The 14,599-nt window shown below is 72.9% G+C and carries 17 protein-coding genes and 1 pseudogene; 13 read left to right on the top strand and 5 right to left on the bottom strand.

Going from position 1 to position 14,599, the window contains the following annotated elements; translation table 11 throughout:
* Positions 1–209: 209 nt before the first annotated feature.
* From ybaK to IE94_RS0119650, 4 genes are all read right to left on the bottom strand, one after another.
* A complete protein-coding gene (ybaK, locus tag IE94_RS0119665; RefSeq protein ID WP_030186052.1) occupies positions 210–728 on the bottom strand; it encodes a Cys-tRNA(Pro) deacylase in 519 nt (172 codons plus the stop codon).
* A 13-nt stretch (positions 729–741) separates the two neighbouring features.
* Positions 742–1,482 (bottom strand): LON peptidase substrate-binding domain-containing protein, encoded by a 741-nt coding sequence (locus IE94_RS0119660; RefSeq protein ID WP_030186049.1) that lies wholly within the window; start codon positions 1,480–1,482, stop codon positions 742–744.
* Between the two features lie 11 nt (positions 1,483–1,493).
* Positions 1,494–2,522 carry a hypothetical protein gene (locus IE94_RS0119655; RefSeq protein WP_030186047.1) on the bottom strand — a complete coding sequence of 343 codons (1,029 nt, stop codon included), beginning with the start codon at positions 2,520–2,522 and terminating at the stop codon, positions 1,494–1,496.
* 580 nt (positions 2,523–3,102) lie between these two features.
* Positions 3,103–4,680 carry a hypothetical protein gene (locus IE94_RS0119650; RefSeq protein ID WP_030186046.1) on the bottom strand — a complete coding sequence of 526 codons (1,578 nt, stop codon included), beginning with the start codon at positions 4,678–4,680 and terminating at the stop codon, positions 3,103–3,105.
* Positions 4,681–4,879: 199 nt separating this feature from the next.
* Here IE94_RS0119650 and hisD point away from each other — a divergent pair, with 199 nt between their 5' ends.
* The 11 genes and pseudogenes from hisD to IE94_RS38190 form a co-directional block, all read left to right on the top strand.
* Positions 4,880–6,205, top strand: coding sequence for a histidinol dehydrogenase (hisD, locus tag IE94_RS0119645; RefSeq protein WP_030186044.1), 1,326 nt, complete (start codon positions 4,880–4,882; stop codon positions 6,203–6,205).
* The gene (locus tag IE94_RS0119640; protein WP_030186041.1) at positions 6,202–7,311 is read left to right on the top strand and encodes a histidinol-phosphate transaminase; all 1,110 of its coding nucleotides are present in this window, start codon (positions 6,202–6,204) and stop codon (positions 7,309–7,311) included. Before hisD ends, IE94_RS0119640 begins: the two co-directional genes overlap by 4 nt.
* Positions 7,308–7,901, top strand: coding sequence for an imidazoleglycerol-phosphate dehydratase HisB (gene hisB, locus IE94_RS0119635; protein WP_030186039.1), 594 nt, complete (start codon positions 7,308–7,310; stop codon positions 7,899–7,901). The genes IE94_RS0119640 and hisB overlap by 4 nt, the downstream gene beginning before the upstream one ends.
* A gap of 3 nt (positions 7,902–7,904) precedes the next feature.
* Positions 7,905–8,069 (top strand): hypothetical protein, encoded by a 165-nt coding sequence (locus IE94_RS40405; protein WP_030186037.1) that lies wholly within the window; start codon positions 7,905–7,907, stop codon positions 8,067–8,069.
* Positions 8,060–8,713 carry an imidazole glycerol phosphate synthase subunit HisH gene (gene hisH / locus IE94_RS0119625; RefSeq protein ID WP_037922997.1) on the top strand — a complete coding sequence of 218 codons (654 nt, stop codon included), beginning with the start codon at positions 8,060–8,062 and terminating at the stop codon, positions 8,711–8,713. Before IE94_RS40405 ends, hisH begins: the two co-directional genes overlap by 10 nt.
* Positions 8,714–8,715: 2 nt before the next feature.
* On the top strand, positions 8,716–9,441 hold the full coding sequence (gene priA / locus IE94_RS0119620) for a bifunctional 1-(5-phosphoribosyl)-5-((5-phosphoribosylamino)methylideneamino)imidazole-4-carboxamide isomerase/phosphoribosylanthranilate isomerase PriA (RefSeq protein WP_030186032.1): 726 nt from the start codon (positions 8,716–8,718) through the stop codon (positions 9,439–9,441).
* Positions 9,438–9,842, top strand: a complete 405-nt coding sequence (locus tag IE94_RS0119615) for a RidA family protein (RefSeq protein ID WP_030186030.1) — start codon at positions 9,438–9,440, stop codon at positions 9,840–9,842. Before priA ends, IE94_RS0119615 begins: the two co-directional genes overlap by 4 nt.
* The gene (gene hisF, locus IE94_RS0119610; protein ID WP_030186028.1) at positions 9,839–10,594 is read left to right on the top strand and encodes an imidazole glycerol phosphate synthase subunit HisF; all 756 of its coding nucleotides are present in this window, start codon (positions 9,839–9,841) and stop codon (positions 10,592–10,594) included. Before IE94_RS0119615 ends, hisF begins: the two co-directional genes overlap by 4 nt.
* 67 nt (positions 10,595–10,661) lie before the next feature.
* A complete protein-coding gene (locus tag IE94_RS0119605) occupies positions 10,662–10,880 on the top strand; it encodes a hypothetical protein (RefSeq protein ID WP_030186025.1) in 219 nt (72 codons plus the stop codon).
* A gap of 92 nt (positions 10,881–10,972) precedes the next feature.
* Positions 10,973–11,251, top strand: a complete 279-nt coding sequence (locus tag IE94_RS0119600) for a hypothetical protein (RefSeq protein ID WP_245235283.1) — start codon at positions 10,973–10,975, stop codon at positions 11,249–11,251.
* 112 nt (positions 11,252–11,363) lie between these two features.
* Positions 11,364–11,759 (top strand): annotated as a pseudogene (locus IE94_RS38190) (MFS transporter); the annotation flags it as partial.
* A gap of 63 nt (positions 11,760–11,822) precedes the next feature.
* Here the strand turns inward: IE94_RS38190 and IE94_RS0119590 are convergent.
* Positions 11,823–12,458: a TIGR03085 family metal-binding protein gene (locus tag IE94_RS0119590; protein ID WP_030186019.1), complete on the bottom strand. Its 636-nt coding sequence runs from the start codon at positions 12,456–12,458 to the stop codon at positions 11,823–11,825.
* A gap of 81 nt (positions 12,459–12,539) precedes the next feature.
* On the opposite strand from IE94_RS0119590, the gene hisI reads away from it, so the two are divergent.
* Positions 12,540–13,004 (top strand): phosphoribosyl-AMP cyclohydrolase, encoded by a 465-nt coding sequence (gene hisI / locus IE94_RS0119585; RefSeq protein WP_051777555.1) that lies wholly within the window; start codon positions 12,540–12,542, stop codon positions 13,002–13,004.
* A 29-nt stretch (positions 13,005–13,033) separates the two neighbouring features.
* Positions 13,034–14,524: an anthranilate synthase component I gene (locus IE94_RS0119580; RefSeq protein WP_030186014.1), complete on the top strand. Its 1,491-nt coding sequence runs from the start codon at positions 13,034–13,036 to the stop codon at positions 14,522–14,524.
* Positions 14,525–14,599 lie beyond the last annotated feature (75 nt).

Genomic DNA, 14,599 nt, shown 5'->3' with positions numbered 1-14,599 from the left:
ACGAGGTACGACAAACTCGCCGTCCGCTACGAAGCGACCGTGCTGGTCGCAGCCATCAATGAATGGCTGTGACCAGCACTTTCGCAACAGGCCCTAGGCGGGGCGGCGGGCCTGGTTCGCCCGGCCCTTTTCGGTGCGCCACCGGCGTTCGCGCGCCCGCTTCGCCATGTCCTGTCCGACCAGCCGGTGACAGGGGGGCCGCCGAGGGATCAGGCGCGGCCCACCGGAGCCAGCACGGCGTTCGTGAGCCTGGCCAGGTCCTCGGGGGACAGCTCGACCTCCAGGCCGCGGCGGCCCGCCGAGACACAGATCGTGGCGTGCCGGGAGGCCGAGGCGTCCAGGACCGTCGCCAGCCGCTTGCGCTGGCCCAGCGGCGAGATGCCGCCGCGCACATAGCCCGTGGTGCGCTCGGCCAGGGCCGGGTCGGCCATCGCCGCCCGCTTGCCGCCCACCGCGGCCGCGAGGGCCTTGAGGTCCAGCTGGCCCGCCACCGGCACCACCGCGACCGTCAGGGCGCCGTCCACGTCCGCCACCAGCGTCTTGAACACCCGCTCCGGCGAGACGCCCATCGCCTCGGCCGCCTCCTCGCCGTAGGAGGGGTGGGCCGGGTCGTGCTCGTAGGCGTGGACCGTGTACGCCACCCCGGCGGCCGTGAGCGCCACGGTCGCGGGGGTGCCGCCCGACTGCTGCTTCTTCGCCTTGCTCGGCTTGTTCGGCTTCTTCGCCATGCGGGCCAGTACCTCAGTTGAGACTCGTCGGGCCGCGCGTCAGGTCCGACGCCGGCAGGGACGGCAGCGTACGGATGATGGCGGTCTCCGAGCGAAGGAGTTTCAGCTCGTCCCGCAGCCGCGAGGCGGTGTCCGGGGCCTGGAGCAGGCGCTGCTTGGTCGGGGTGTCCAGCATCATCGCGGCGGCGACCAGGTAGGAGACCACCCCGGGTTCGTCCGGCAGGTCGGCGCCGGTCGCCAGCGACCGTTCGCGTGCCCCCGCCAGCCGCTTCTGGTACTGCCGGAAGGAGCGCAGCACGCCCTCCGCCAGGGCGCCCGCCTCGTCGCCGGGTTCCTCGGGCAGGGGGTCGAGCTCGGCCGTCAGGTACGGCCCCGAGGCCTCCACCGAGACCAGCCGCATCCGGGTCGTGCCGGTCGCCAGCACCTCGAAGGTGCCGTCGGCCCGCTCCCGGATCGTCGCCGCGTCCGCGACGCAGCCCACCTTGTGGAAGGCCTTGAGCGGGTCGGTCCCGAACCCGGCACCCGGCCCGCGTTCGAGGGTGGCTGTCGGGTCGGGCAGGCCGGGGGCGGTCTCGGCCACCTCGTAGCCGTCGCGGATCGCCACGACGGCGAACCGGCGTGGTTCGTCCTCGGGAGTCTTCAGCAACTCGCGCATCATGGCGCGATAGCGCTCCTCGAAGATGTTGAGCGGGAGCACCAGCCCCGGGAACAGGACCGAGTTCAGGGGGAAGAGGGGGAGCCGGACGGTGGTCACGACGCAGAAGCCTAATGGTCGCCGGGGCGGACGCGTCCGCCGTGCCCACTTCGTGGTCGTCCCGGGCCCGCCGCACCGGTCGTCGTGGCGGCCTCACCCTGGCGGGCGCGGACGTCCGCGCGCACCCGGAGGAAACCGCCGAGCGGGTCGTCCGTGTCGCGGTCCCAGGGGAAGGACGTGACGTACGGGCCGGTCAGCAGCAGCTGCTCGGCCGCGTCCCGGTGGCGTTCCAGGCGCACGAGGACGTGGACGAGCAGGTTCCGCAGCTCCGCCGCCCAGGGATCGGCCGCCGGGTGGGCCGCCGAGAGGGTGATCGCGCGGTCCGCGGCGGTGTGCAGGCGGCGGCGGTGGGCGCGCAGGGCGGCGGGGGTGCGGCAGGTGAGGGCCGCGTGCAGCGGCAGTGCCCGCACGAGGGCGTCCTCGGGGGCCTCCTGAGCGGCCGTCTCCGCGAAGTCCAGGCACTCGCCGTGGGCGTCGGGCGAGGCGGCGGCCAGGTACTCCAGGGCGGCGACGTGGCTGCCGTAGTGGTGCGGGCAGCGCCGGACCGCCTGCTCCCACAGGCGCTCGAACTCGGCGTGTCCGGCACGGGCGCCCCGCGCGGCGTCCAGCGCGGTCCGCCACGGCACCGGGTCGTCGGGGCCGGCGGCCTCGGCGGCGGCGACGACGGTGGGGATCACCTGGTGCAGCAGTTCGGCGCGGGCCGGCGAGTCCCAGTGCCGGTGGACCGTCAGGCGGGCCGCGACCAGCAGGGCGTCGGGGTCGTCCGGGGCGGCGGCGCGCCAGGTGTCGAGCCACTCGGAGCGGGAGCGGGCGAAGGCGGCGAGCCGGGTCGCGTAACGGTCGCGGTGGTCCCATTCGGCGTTCTCGCGCGTGCCGGCGAGGAGACCGGCCGCGGCGCCGTGCTCGCCGCGGGCCGCGGCGACGAGGGCGGGGGCGAGGCGGTCGTCGGGGGCGTCGAGGAGCACGTCGTCGTCTGGGGCGGGCCGTGGCGACCGGGAACGGGCCCGGGCAGCAGCGGTCCGCAGGAACGCGCGCAGCATGGCCAGTACGACGGTCGAGGGGGAGGGATGGTTGTGCGGCCCCGGCTCCGCCTTGGGCCGGTCGTGGATCCCCACCCGCACGACCCGTGCGGCATACGTCGCCGGGTGCGGGTCCCGGTGCGGGCCCCGGTGCGGGTCCCTCGCGGGACGTCCCGCCGTCGGCGGATGTCGGGCGGCAGCTGTCCGTCGGTGGGCGAGGGGCGCCTGGGGTGGGCCATGTGTGGAGCACCGTGTCCCCGGTGGTCCTGGCGCCGGGACCGGGACCGGGGCTCGGGCGGGGCGGCCATGGGGCGGGGTGGGTGTGTCGCCGGGTGCTGATGGCCTCGGCGCCGTGCCTGCGGCGCCGGACTCGGGACGGGCTTCCGGGCAGGGGCGGGGTCCCGAGCCTGTCGGGGCGGGAGCCGAGCGGTTCCGGGCGAGTGCCGGGCTCACCTGCTGCCGGGCCCGAGCCCTCGGCGGGGCGACCCGAGGGGGTGGGCCCGGGGGGTGGAGCTGGGGGTGGAGCCGGGGGTCCTTCCCCGGGGGACGGGTGTGCGGGGCCGGTCCCGCCGCCGGGCGGGCCGGGTTCGCTCCGGTGGGGTCAGCTCCGGCGGAGGAGACGGGTGGCGCCCGCCGCGACCGTGGTCGCCAGGACCCAGCCCAGCAGGACCAGGGCCGTCGACAGCCACTGCCAGCCGTCGTGGAGCTGCCAGAAGCCCACCTGGCCCAGGTCGATCACCGGCAGGAGGAGGTCGAGCGCGAAGAGGGCGGGGTTCCAGTCCGGGTGCTCGCCGCTCTTCAGCGGAGGCGGCTCCGCGCGGGCGAAGGCGAGGGAGCCGGCCGCCCACAGGATGGCCATCCACACCGCCGCCCGGCCCGGCCGGTAGCCGTAGGCGACCGTCCAGTCCTGCGCGTAGCCCACCAGCTTCGCGGCGAGGGGCAGGCTCTCGCGGCGCCTGCGGTGCTTGGCGAGCAGCACCTCGCGGGCGTCCTCGTCCTCGCCGCCCGCCCGCAGCACGGCGGCGAGGCGCTCGTACGGCTCCGGGTGGTACTCGGCGGTCGCGGCGCCCACCCAGCGCAGCCGCTTCTCCAGCGGGAACGGCCCGCGCGGCACCAGGTTCTCGTAGGCGAAGCCGCCCATGTGCAGCCGGCCGGGGCCCGGCCAGCTGTCCGCCCGGTCCATCAGGTTGACCACCCGCGCCCCCGACAGCACCACCCGCCCGCGCGCCGGACGCTCACCCAGGAAACGCAGCTCGGGCGTCTGCACCCGGCGCAGCGACAGCTCCTGGTCGTCGGTGAAGGTGAACCGCGCGTGCTCCAGGTCCAGCGCGTCGCCGAACCGCCCGTCGTCGAGCCGCACCCCGCCCTCGCACTCGAAGCGCTGGATGCGGGTGCCCTGCGCGGGGGTGGTGCCGCGCAGCAGCGGGCTGCCGAGGCCCGCCGGGGTCAGGTACAGGGTGCGCTCCACCGTCAGCTGCGGAGCGTTCAGCGCGTGCCGCGTGTACGGGTTCAGCAGGCGGGCGCCGCGCAGACTCAGCGACACGCCGACCTGGGCGCTGCGCAGGCTCACCTCGCCGTGCGACTCCAACATCTCGGCCTGGAGGTCCTGCCCGACCGCCAGACCGTCCGCGGCGATGGAACGCCCGCTGCGGTCCCGGTGCACGATCGCCTGGTTGAGCAGCAGGTCGGTGCCTATCTGCGCGTCCGTGAGCCGGATGCCGCCCGGGAAGCGGGAGCGCGGCAGGTGCAGGTCGCCCTCGGTGTGCAGCCGGGCCGCCTCCAGGCGCGGCACCGCGCAGTCCACCAGCCGCACGGTCGTGAACCGGGTCTCCGGCAGCAGTACCTCCCGCTCGAAGCGGCAGCGCCGCAGCTCCACATAGGGCACCACCGTGCCGCCCGCCAGGTCCATCGTGTCGCTGATCCGCACGCCCACGAGCTGCAACGAGGACACCCGGCCCGCGAGCGCCGGCGGACCGTCGAGGAGCAGCCAGCACACGACACGGGCCCGCACCGTCCGCTCCGGCCCCCAGGGACGCCCGCCGTGCGGATCGTCGACGAGCGGGTCGCCGCTGCTCAGGTCGTACACGCTGCCGTTGCGGAAGGCCTGCCACATGCCGGCCTCGGCGATGGTCAGGTCGTCCGGCAGCTCTCCGTCACGATGGCCCGCCCCCTCCGTCACGGTGCTTCACCCCCTCCCCGTCTACTCGTCGGTCGCTCACCCTTCGTACAACCGTTCATGCCCACTGCGTGACCTTCCGAACACTCAAAGTGAGCACGGATCGCATGAGTTCACCGTGGGCAGTGCGGTCCGTCGCGTTCCGTATCAGCCATTGATACGCGCGGACCGGGCCGGACGCGGGTCTGAGAGAATTGGTTCCGTGATCTCCCGAATCGATCTGCGCGGCGACGCCCTCCCCGAGGGCCCCGCCCTGCGCGACCTGCTGCCCCGAGCCGACTTCGACGTCTCGGTCGCCCTGGAGAAGGTGCGTCCGATCTGCGAGGCCGTGCATCATCGCGGGGACGCGGCGCTGATCGACTTCACCGAGCAGTTCGACGGGGTCCGGCTGGAGCGGGTGCGGGTCCCGGCGGAGGAGCTGACCCGCGCGCTGGAGGGCCTGGACCCGGCTGTGCGCGCCGCGCTCGAGGAGTCCATCCGCCGCGCCCGCCTCGTCCACCGCGAGCAGCGCCGCCGCACGCACACCACGCAGGTGGTGCCCGGCGGGTCGGTCACCGAGAAGTGGGTGCCGGTCGAGCGGGTCGGGCTCTACGTGCCCGGCGGCCGGTCGGTCTACCCGTCGTCCGTGGTCATGAACGTGGTGCCCGCGCAGGAGGCCGGCGTCGGCTCGATCGCGCTCGCCTCGCCCGCGCAGGCCGGGTTCGGCGGGATCCCGCACCCCACCATCCTGGCCGCCTGCGCCCTGCTCGGCGTGGACGAGGTGTACGCGGCCGGCGGTGCCACCGCCGTCGCGATGTTCGCCTACGGCACGGAGTCCTGCCCGCCCGCCAACATGGTCACCGGCCCCGGCAACATCTGGGTCGCCGCCGCCAAGCGCTTCTTCACCGGGAAGATCGGCATCGACGCCGAGGCGGGACCGACCGAGATCGCCGTCCTGGCGGACTCGACGGCCGACCCGGTGCACGTCGCCTCCGACCTGATCAGCCAGGCCGAGCACGACCCGCTGGCCGCCGCCGTCCTGGTCACCGACTCCGTGGAGCTCGCGGACGCGGTGGAGAAGGAGTTGCGGCCGCAGGTCGAGGCCACCAAGCACGTCGAGGACCGGATCCGCCCGGCCCTGGCCGGCCGCCAGTCCGCGATCGTCCTCGTCGACGGCCTGGACGAGGGGCTGCGCGTGGTCGACGCCTACGGCGCGGAGCACCTGGAGATCCAGACCGCCGACGCCGCCGCGGTCGCCGACCGGGTCAAGAACGCCGGCGCGGTCTTCGTGGGCCCCTGGGCGCCCGTCTCGCTCGGCGACTACGCGGCCGGGTCCAACCATGTCCTGCCCACCGGGGGCTGCGCCTGCCACTCCTCGGGCCTGTCCGTGCAGTCCTTCCTGCGCGGCATCCACATCGTCGACTACACGCGCGACGCGCTCGCCGAGGTCGCGCACCACGTGGTGACGCTGGCCGAGGCCGAGGACCTGCCCGCGCACGGCGCGGCGATCAAGGCGAGGTTCGAGTGGAAGGTCCCGGAAAGCAAGTGACGTTCGGCATCGACGATCTCCCCGTACGGGACGAGCTGCGCGGCAAGTCCCCCTACGGCGCGCCCCAGCTGGACGTGCCGGTACGGCTGAACACCAACGAGAACCCCTACCCGCTGCCCGACGCGCTGGTCGAGCGGATCGCCGAGCGGGTCCGCGAGGCCGCCCGCGACCTCAACCGCTACCCGGACCGGGACGCGGTCGAGCTGCGCACCAAGCTCGCCGAGTACCTGACGAACACCTGCGGGCACCCGCTGGACGTGAGCAGCGTCTGGGCGGCCAACGGCTCCAACGAGGTCATCCAGCAGCTGCTGCAGACCTTCGGCGGCCCGGGCCGCACCGCGATCGGCTTCGAGCCGTCGTACTCGATGCACGGCCTCATCGCGCGCGGCACCGGCACCGGCTGGATCTCCGGGCCGCGCCACGAGGACTTCACCATCGACCTGCCCGCCGCCCAGCGGGCGATCGCCGAGCACCGCCCGGACGTCGTCTTCGTCACCACCCCCAACAACCCCACCGGCAACGCGGTCCCGGCCGGGACGGTCCTCGCCCTCTACGAGGCCGCGCAGGCCGCCAGGCCGTCCATGGTCGTCGTGGACGAGGCGTACATCGAGTTCAGCCACGGCGCCTCGCTGCTGCCGCTGCTCGACGGACGGCCGAACCTCGTCGTCTCCCGCACCATGTCCAAGGCGTTCGGCGCGGCCGGCCTGCGCCTCGGCTACCTCGCCGCGCACCCGGCCGTGGTCGACGCCGTCCAGCTCGTACGGCTGCCCTACCACCTGTCGGCCGTCACCCAGGCGACCGCGCTGGCCGCCCTGGAGTACACGGACACGCTGCTCAAGTACGTGGAGCAGCTGAAGACCGAGCGGGACCGGCTGGTCGCCGAACTGCGGGCCATCGGCTACGAGGTGACCGAGTCCGACGCCAACTTCGTGCAGTTCGGGCGGTTCGAGGACTCCCACGTGACCTGGCGGAAGATCCTCGACCGGGGCGTGCTGGTCCGGGACAACGGCGTGCCGGGATGGCTGCGGGTCACCGCCGGCACCCCGCAGGAGAACGACGCGTTCCTCGACGCGGTACGTGAAGTCAAGAAGGAGCAGAACACATGAGCCGCGTGGGACGCGTGGAGCGCACGACCAAGGAGACCTCGGTCCTCGTCGAGATCGACCTCGACGGCACCGGCAAGACCGACATCGCCACCGGCGTCGGCTTCTACGACCACATGCTCGACCAGCTCGGCCGGCACGGTCTGTTCGACCTGACCGTGAAGACCGACGGCGACCTGCACATCGACTCCCACCACACCATCGAGGACACCGCCCTCGCGCTGGGCGCCGCCTTCAAGCAGGCCCTCGGCGACAAGGTGGGCATCTACCGCTTCGGCAACTGCACGGTCCCGCTGGACGAGTCCCTCGCCCAGGTCACCGTCGACCTCTCCGGCCGCCCCTACCTCGTGCACACCGAGCCCGAGAACATGGCGCCGATGATCGGCGAGTACGACGTGACCATGACCCGGCACATCCTGGAGTCCTTCGTCGCCCAGGCCCAGGTCGCCCTGCACGTGCACGTGCCCTACGGGCGCAACGCGCACCACATCGTGGAGTGCCAGTTCAAGGCGCTGGCCCGGGCCCTGCGCTACGCCTCGGAGCGCGATCCCCGCGCGGCCGGCATCCTGCCTTCCACGAAGGGCGCGCTGTAACCGATGAACGGTACGTCCACCGCACTGATCGTCGTCGGCCTCTTCCTGGCCGGCGGCATCTACTCCTTCGCCAAGCAGCAGATGCCCAGGGGCCTGATCGTGCTGCTCTCCATCGGCGCCGGCATGTGTCTGCTCGCCGGAGTCCTGAGGCTGGGGGTCTGGAGTTGACCACCGCCGCCGCCAAGAAGGTCGTCGTCTTCGACTACGGCTTCGGCAACGTCCGTTCCGCCGAGCGTGCCCTCGCGCGCGCGGGAGCCGACGTCGAGATCACCCGCGACTACGACAGGGCCATGAACGCCGACGGGCTCCTGGTCCCCGGTGTCGGCGCCTTCGCCGCCTGCATGGACGGCCTCAAGGCCGCCCGCGGCGACTGGATCGTCGACCGGCGGCTGTCGGGCGGACGCCCGGTCATGGGCATCTGCGTCGGCATGCAGATCCTCTTCTCGCGCGGCATCGAGCACGACGTGGAGGCCGCGGGCCTCGACGAGTGGCCCGGCACGGTCGGACCGCTCCAGGCCGACGTCGTGCCCCACATGGGCTGGAACACGGTGGAGGCACCGGCCGACTCCCAGCTCTTCGCGGGCCTGGACGCGGACGCCCGCTTCTACTTCGTGCACTCCTACGCCGTCCACGAGTGGACGCAGGAGACGCACAACCCGCTGATCGCCGAGCCCAGGGTCACCTGGTCCACACACGGCAAGCCCTTCGTGGCCGCCGTGGAGAACGGCGCGCTGTGGGCCACGCAGTTCCACCCCGAGAAGTCCGGCGACGCCGGAGCCCAGCTCCTCACCAACTGGATCGAGACCCTGTAGAGATGAGCAAGCTCGAACTCCTCCCCGCCGTCGACGTCCGCGACGGCCAGGCCGTCCGCCTGGTGCACGGCGAGTCCGGCACCGAGACCTCCTACGGCTCCCCGCTGGAGGCCGCCCTCGCCTGGCAGCGCTCCGGCGCCGAGTGGCTGCACCTGGTGGACCTGGACGCCGCGTTCGGCACCGGGGACAACCGCGCGCTGATCGCCGAGGTGGCCCAGGCGATGGACATCAAGGTGGAGCTGTCCGGCGGCATCCGCGACGACGACACCCTCGCCGCGGCCCTCGCCACCGGCTGCACCCGGGTGAACCTGGGCACCGCCGCCCTGGAGACCCCGGAGTGGGTCGCCAAGGTCATCGCCGAGCACGGCGACAGGATCGCGGTCGGCCTGGACGTACGGGGCACCACGCTGCGGGGCCGGGGCTGGACGCGTGACGGCGGCGACCTCTACGAGACGCTGGACCGCCTGAACAAGGAGGGCTGCGCCCGGTACGTCGTCACCGACATCGCCAAGGACGGCACCCTCCAGGGCCCCAACCTGGAGCTCCTGAAGAACGTCTGCGCGGCCACCGACCGCCCGGTCGTGGCGTCGGGCGGCGTGTCCTCCCTGGACGACCTGCGCGCGATCGCCGGGCTCGTCCCGGACGGTGTCGAGGGGGCCATCGTCGGGAAAGCCCTCTACGCAAAGTCGTTCACCCTGGAAGAGGCCCTGGAGGCTGTGTCGACATGACGTCCGAAGCCGTACGGCGCGTGCAGAGCGGAAGTCCATGGGAAGAGTCCTTCGGTTTCGCACGCGCCGTGGCGGCGGGCGACCGTGTCGTCGTGGCGGGCACCACCGCCTTCAAGGGCGACATGCTCTACGGCGAGGGCGACCCGTACGAGCAGACGAAGGTGGCCTTCGGCACGGCCGTCGAGGCCCTTGCCGAGTTCGGACTCGGCATCGAGTCCGTGATCCGGACCCGTGTGTGTCTGGCACATTCCCGCGATGTCGATGCGGTGGGCCGCGCCCACAAGGAGTTGTTCGACTCCGTGCGCCCGGTTACGACCCTGCTGGTCGTGCAGGGCTTCATCGACTCGCGGGTGCTGGTGTCAGTCGAAGTGGAAGCGTATAGAGGAGCCGTGGATTCATGACCCTGGCGGTCCGAGTCATCCCCTGCCTGGACGTGGACGGCGGCCGGGTCGTCAAGGGCGTCAACTTCCAGAACCTGCGCGACGCGGGCGACCCCGTCGAGATGGCCAAGGTGTACGACGCCGAGGGCGCCGACGAGCTGACGTTCCTGGACATCACCGCCTCGTCGGGCGACCGCGAGACGACCTACGACGTGGTGCGCCGCACCGCCGAGCAGGTGTTCATCCCGCTGACCGTAGGCGGCGGGGTGCGCACCGTCGAGGACGTGGACAAGCTGCTGCGGGCCGGAGCGGACAAGGTGGGCGTGAACACCGCCGCCATCGCCCGAGCCGACCTGATCCGTGAGATCGCCGAGCGGTTCGGCCGCCAGGTCCTCGTGCTGTCGGTCGACGCCCGCCGCACCGAGGCGGGCACCTTCGAGGTGACCACCCACGGCGGCCGGCGCGGCACCGGTGTCGACGCGGTCGAGTGGGCCCACCGGGCCGCCGAGCTGGGCGCGGGGGAGATCCTGCTCAACTCGATGGACGCGGACGGCACCAAGGACGGCTACGACCTGGAGATGCTGGCGGCGGTCCGGGGGCACGTGACCGTCCCCGTGATCGCCTCGGGCGGCGCGGGCAGCCTCGCCCACTTCGCCCCCGCCGTCGAGGCGGGCGCGGACGCGGTCCTGGCGGCGTCCGTCTTCCACTTCGGCGACCTGCGGATCGGCGAGGTGAAATCCGCCCTGCGCGAGGCGGGCCATCCCGTTCGGTAGTTCGAGAGGTCGCCCTCGGTAGTGAACGTGGTAGTGGTCCCGGTGGCGGCCCCGCTAAGGTGCTCATATGCCTGGGATCACGATTGAGTTCACCGAGGAAGAGCTGGCCGAGCTGCGTGCCGAGGCCAAGGAGCAGGGCGTCGCGATCAAGCGTCTCGCGCACGACATACTGACCGAGGACGTGGTGCGTCGACGGCAGAAGCAGCGGTTCGTGGAGGGGGCGTCGAAGTACGCCCGCGAGATCATGGCCGACTTCGAAGAGCGCTTCCCGGCGGGATTGCGGTGACGCTCTACGTCGACGCTGGCTGGGTCCTCTGCGTGCAGGTGGAAGTCTCACCGCCGAACACGCCCATCAGGGACTGGGGCGCCCTTCACTGCATGGCTGAGAGGCATCGGTACGAGCGTGTCGCGGGAGAGCCCTATTACGAGGAGATCCCGGCTCGAGCGGCCACGTTCCTGCACACCGCGCTGAGGCTCCGCCCGTTCACGGACTACAACGCGTCGATCGGCATCGGCTGTGTTCGGGCGTACATGGAGGCATGCGGAACACCGGTCGACCCGCGACCCGGCGACTGGGCCAAACTCGTCTCCGACATCCGCAGCGACGAGGCCGACCTCAATGAAACCGCCCGCCTGCTGCGCGACTGGGCTGCCTGACCAGGTGTCCGACCTCACCGACATAGCCGACCGGCAGGCCGGCCCCAGTCCCGCTCGCCCCGCCCACCGGGACGGCAACGTCCTGCGCTGGGTCGGGGCCTACACCGCGTCGATGCTCGGTGACAGCGTCTTCTTCCTCGCGCTGTCCTGGGCCGCCGTGCGGCAGGGCAGTCCCGCCGAGGCCGGGATCGTCACGGCCGTGAGCGCGGTGCCGCGTGCGCTGCTCATGCTCGGCGGGGGAGTGGTCGTCGACCGGCTGGGACCGCGCAAGGTCGTCATAGGCAGCGACGCCGTACGGTGCGCGGCGGTCCTCGCGGTGGCCGCGCTGCTCTTCGCCACCGGTCCGGGACTGTGGCTCCTGGCCCTGCTCGCCCTCGTCTTCGGTGCGGTGGACGCCCTTTTCATGCCCGCCGTCGGAGCCCTCCCCGCCCGCATCACCACCAAGGACCAGCTCGCCCGCGTCCAGGGCATGCGCGGCCTCGCCGTCCGCCTGTCCTCCGTCGTGGGCGGGTCCTCGCCCTGTGCGCGCCGGGCGTGCGCAGGGCCGAGCTGCCGAAGTGAGCGGCAGAGGTCAGATGCCCAGCTGCTTCGTCTCCCGCAGCTTGGCGATCGCGTTCTCCTCGCCCTCCAGCCCCACCTTGGCGGCGTCCTGCCGGCCGTAGGCGAACAGCAGCAGCTCGGACGGCTCGCCCGTGGCCGTCACCACCGGCGTGCCCCGGTGGGCGACCGTCGTCTGGCCGTTCGGACGGCGCAGCACCAGGCCCGTCGGGATGCCGCGGCCCATCAGCCGGGCAGCCCGCTCCAGACGGGACCACAGGGCGTCCTGGAAGACCGGGTCCAGCTCGCGCGGCGACCAGTCCGGCTGGGCCCGGCGGACGTCCTCGGCGTGGACGTAGAACTCCACCGTGTTCGCCGCCTCGTCGACCTGCTTGAGCTGGAAGGGGGAGAAGCGGGGCGGGCCGGTGCGGATCAGCTGGAGCAGCTCCTCGTACGGCTTCGCGCCGTACTCCTCCCGCACCCGGTGGAGGCGGGACTCCAGCGGCTTGATCAGGGCGCCCCCGGCCGCGTCCGGACGCCGTTCGCGCACCACCACGTGCGCGGCCAGGTCACGGGTCCGCCAGCCCTCGCACAGCGTCGGGGCGTCCGGACCCGCCGTCTCCAACAGATCGGCGAGCAGAAGTCGTTCACGCTTGGCGAAAGTCGACATGGAGTCAGCCTACGGCGGGCGGGCGGGTCCGCCCAATGGACATCCCGGGGGCGTGTCCGTCCCGCGCGGCACAATGGGCGCATGACCAGCAGCTCCCCCACCAGCGGCGGCTCCGGGCGGCCCGGCCCGCTCGCCCCCGAGATCGCCGACCGGCTCAAGCGCAGCGCCGACGGCCTCCTGCCCGCCATCGCCCAGCAGTACGACACCGGCGAGGTGCTGATGCTCGGCTGGATGGACGACGAGGCCCTGCACCGCACGCTGACGACCGGCCGCTGCACCTACTGGTCGCGCAGCCGGCAGGAGTACTGGGTCAAGGGCGACACCTCCGGGCACTTCCAGTGGGTGAAGTCCGTCGCCCTGGACTGCGACGCCGACACCGTGCTCGTCAAGGTCGACCAGGTGGGCGCCGCCTGCCACACCGGCACCCGCACCTGCTTCGACACCGACGTGCTGCTCGCCGAGAACGCCGAAGACGCCGAAGACGCCGAAGACGCCGAAACCGCCCCGGACGCCGCCCGCACCGGCGCGCCCGGCGCGGATCAGTAGGGTCTGCCGCCATGGACGTCACGCATGACATGGACCTCGACACCTTCCGCAAGCTCGCCGCCGACCGCCGGGTGATCCCGGTCAGCCGCAAGCTCCTCGCCGACGGCGACACCCCCGTGGCCCTGTACCGCAAGCTCGCCGCCGAGCGCCCCGGCACCTTCCTGCTGGAGTCCGCGGAGAACGGACGATCCTGGTCCCGGTACTCCTTCGTCGGCGTGCGCAGCGCCGCCACCCTCACCGAGAAGGACGGCCAGGCGCACTGGCAGGGCACCCCGCCCGTCGGCGTCCCCACCGACGGCGACCCGCTCGCCGCCCTGCGCGCCACCGTCGAGGCCCTGCACACCCCGCGCGACCTCGCCCACGATCTGGGCCTGCCGCCCTTCACCGGCGGTCTGGTCGGCTACCTCGGCTACGACATCGTGCGCCGCCTGGAGAAGGTCGGCCCGGGGGAGCGCGACGACCTGAAGCTCCCCGAGCTGACCATGCTGCTCACCAGCGACCTCGCCGTCATGGACCACTGGGAGGGCTCGGTCCTGCTGATCGCCAACGCGATCAACCACAACGACCTGGACAGCGGCGTCGACGAGGCCTACGCCGACGCGATCGCCCGCCTGGACGCCATGGAGGCCGACCTCACGCGCGCCGTCGCCCAGCCCCCGGCCGCGCTGCCGCCCTCCGAGCTGCCCGAGTACACCGCGCTGTGGGGCGGCCCCGACTTCCAGGACGCCGTCGAGGACATCAAGGAGCGCATCCGCGCGGGCGAGGCCTTCCAGGTCGTCCCCTCGCAGCGGTTCGAGACCCCCTGCACCGCGAGCGCGCTCGACGTGTACCGGGTGCTGCGGGCCACCAACCCCTCCCCGTACATGTACCTGCTCCGCCTCGACGGCTTCGACGTCGTCGGCTCGTCCCCCGAGGCGCTGGTCAAGGTCGAGGACGGGCGCGCCCTGGTGCACCCCATCGCCGGCACCCGCCCGCGCGGCGCCACGCCGCAGGAGGACCAGGCCCTCGCCGACGAGTTGCTCGCCGACCCCAAGGAGCGCGCCGAGCACCTGATGCTCGTCGACCTCGGCCGCAACGACCTGGGACGCGTCTGCGAACCCGGCTCCGTCGAGGTCGTCGACTTCATGTCCGTCGAGCGGTACTCGCACGTCATGCACATCGTCTCGACGGTCACCGGACGGGTCGCGCCGGACCGCACCGCCTTCGACGTCCTCACCGCCTGCTTCCCGGCCGGCACTCTCTCCGGCGCGCCCAAGCCGCGCGCCCTGCAGATCATCGACGAACTCGAACCCTCCCGGCGCGGCCTGTACGGCGGCTGCGTCGGCTACCTCGACTTCGCGGGCGACTCCGACACCGCCATCGCCATCCGCACGGCACTGCTGCGCGACGGCACCGCCTACGTCCAGGCGGGCGCCGGCGTCGTCGCCGACTCCGACCCGGTCGCCGAGGACACCGAGTGCCGCAACAAGGCGGCGGCCGTGCTGCGCGCCGTGCACACGGCCAACCGGCTGGCGCGATAGGGCCGACCGGTCGGACCGGTGGGGCGCTTCTCACGCTCCCAAGGGGAACCCCGGGTGACGGTTCGCCCGGGGTTC

It is taken from the genome of Streptomyces violaceorubidus (assembly GCF_000717995.1).
Lineage (GTDB): Bacteria > Actinomycetota > Actinomycetes > Streptomycetales > Streptomycetaceae > Streptomyces > Streptomyces violaceorubidus.
This window is presented reverse-complemented; position numbering and strand designations above follow the sequence as displayed.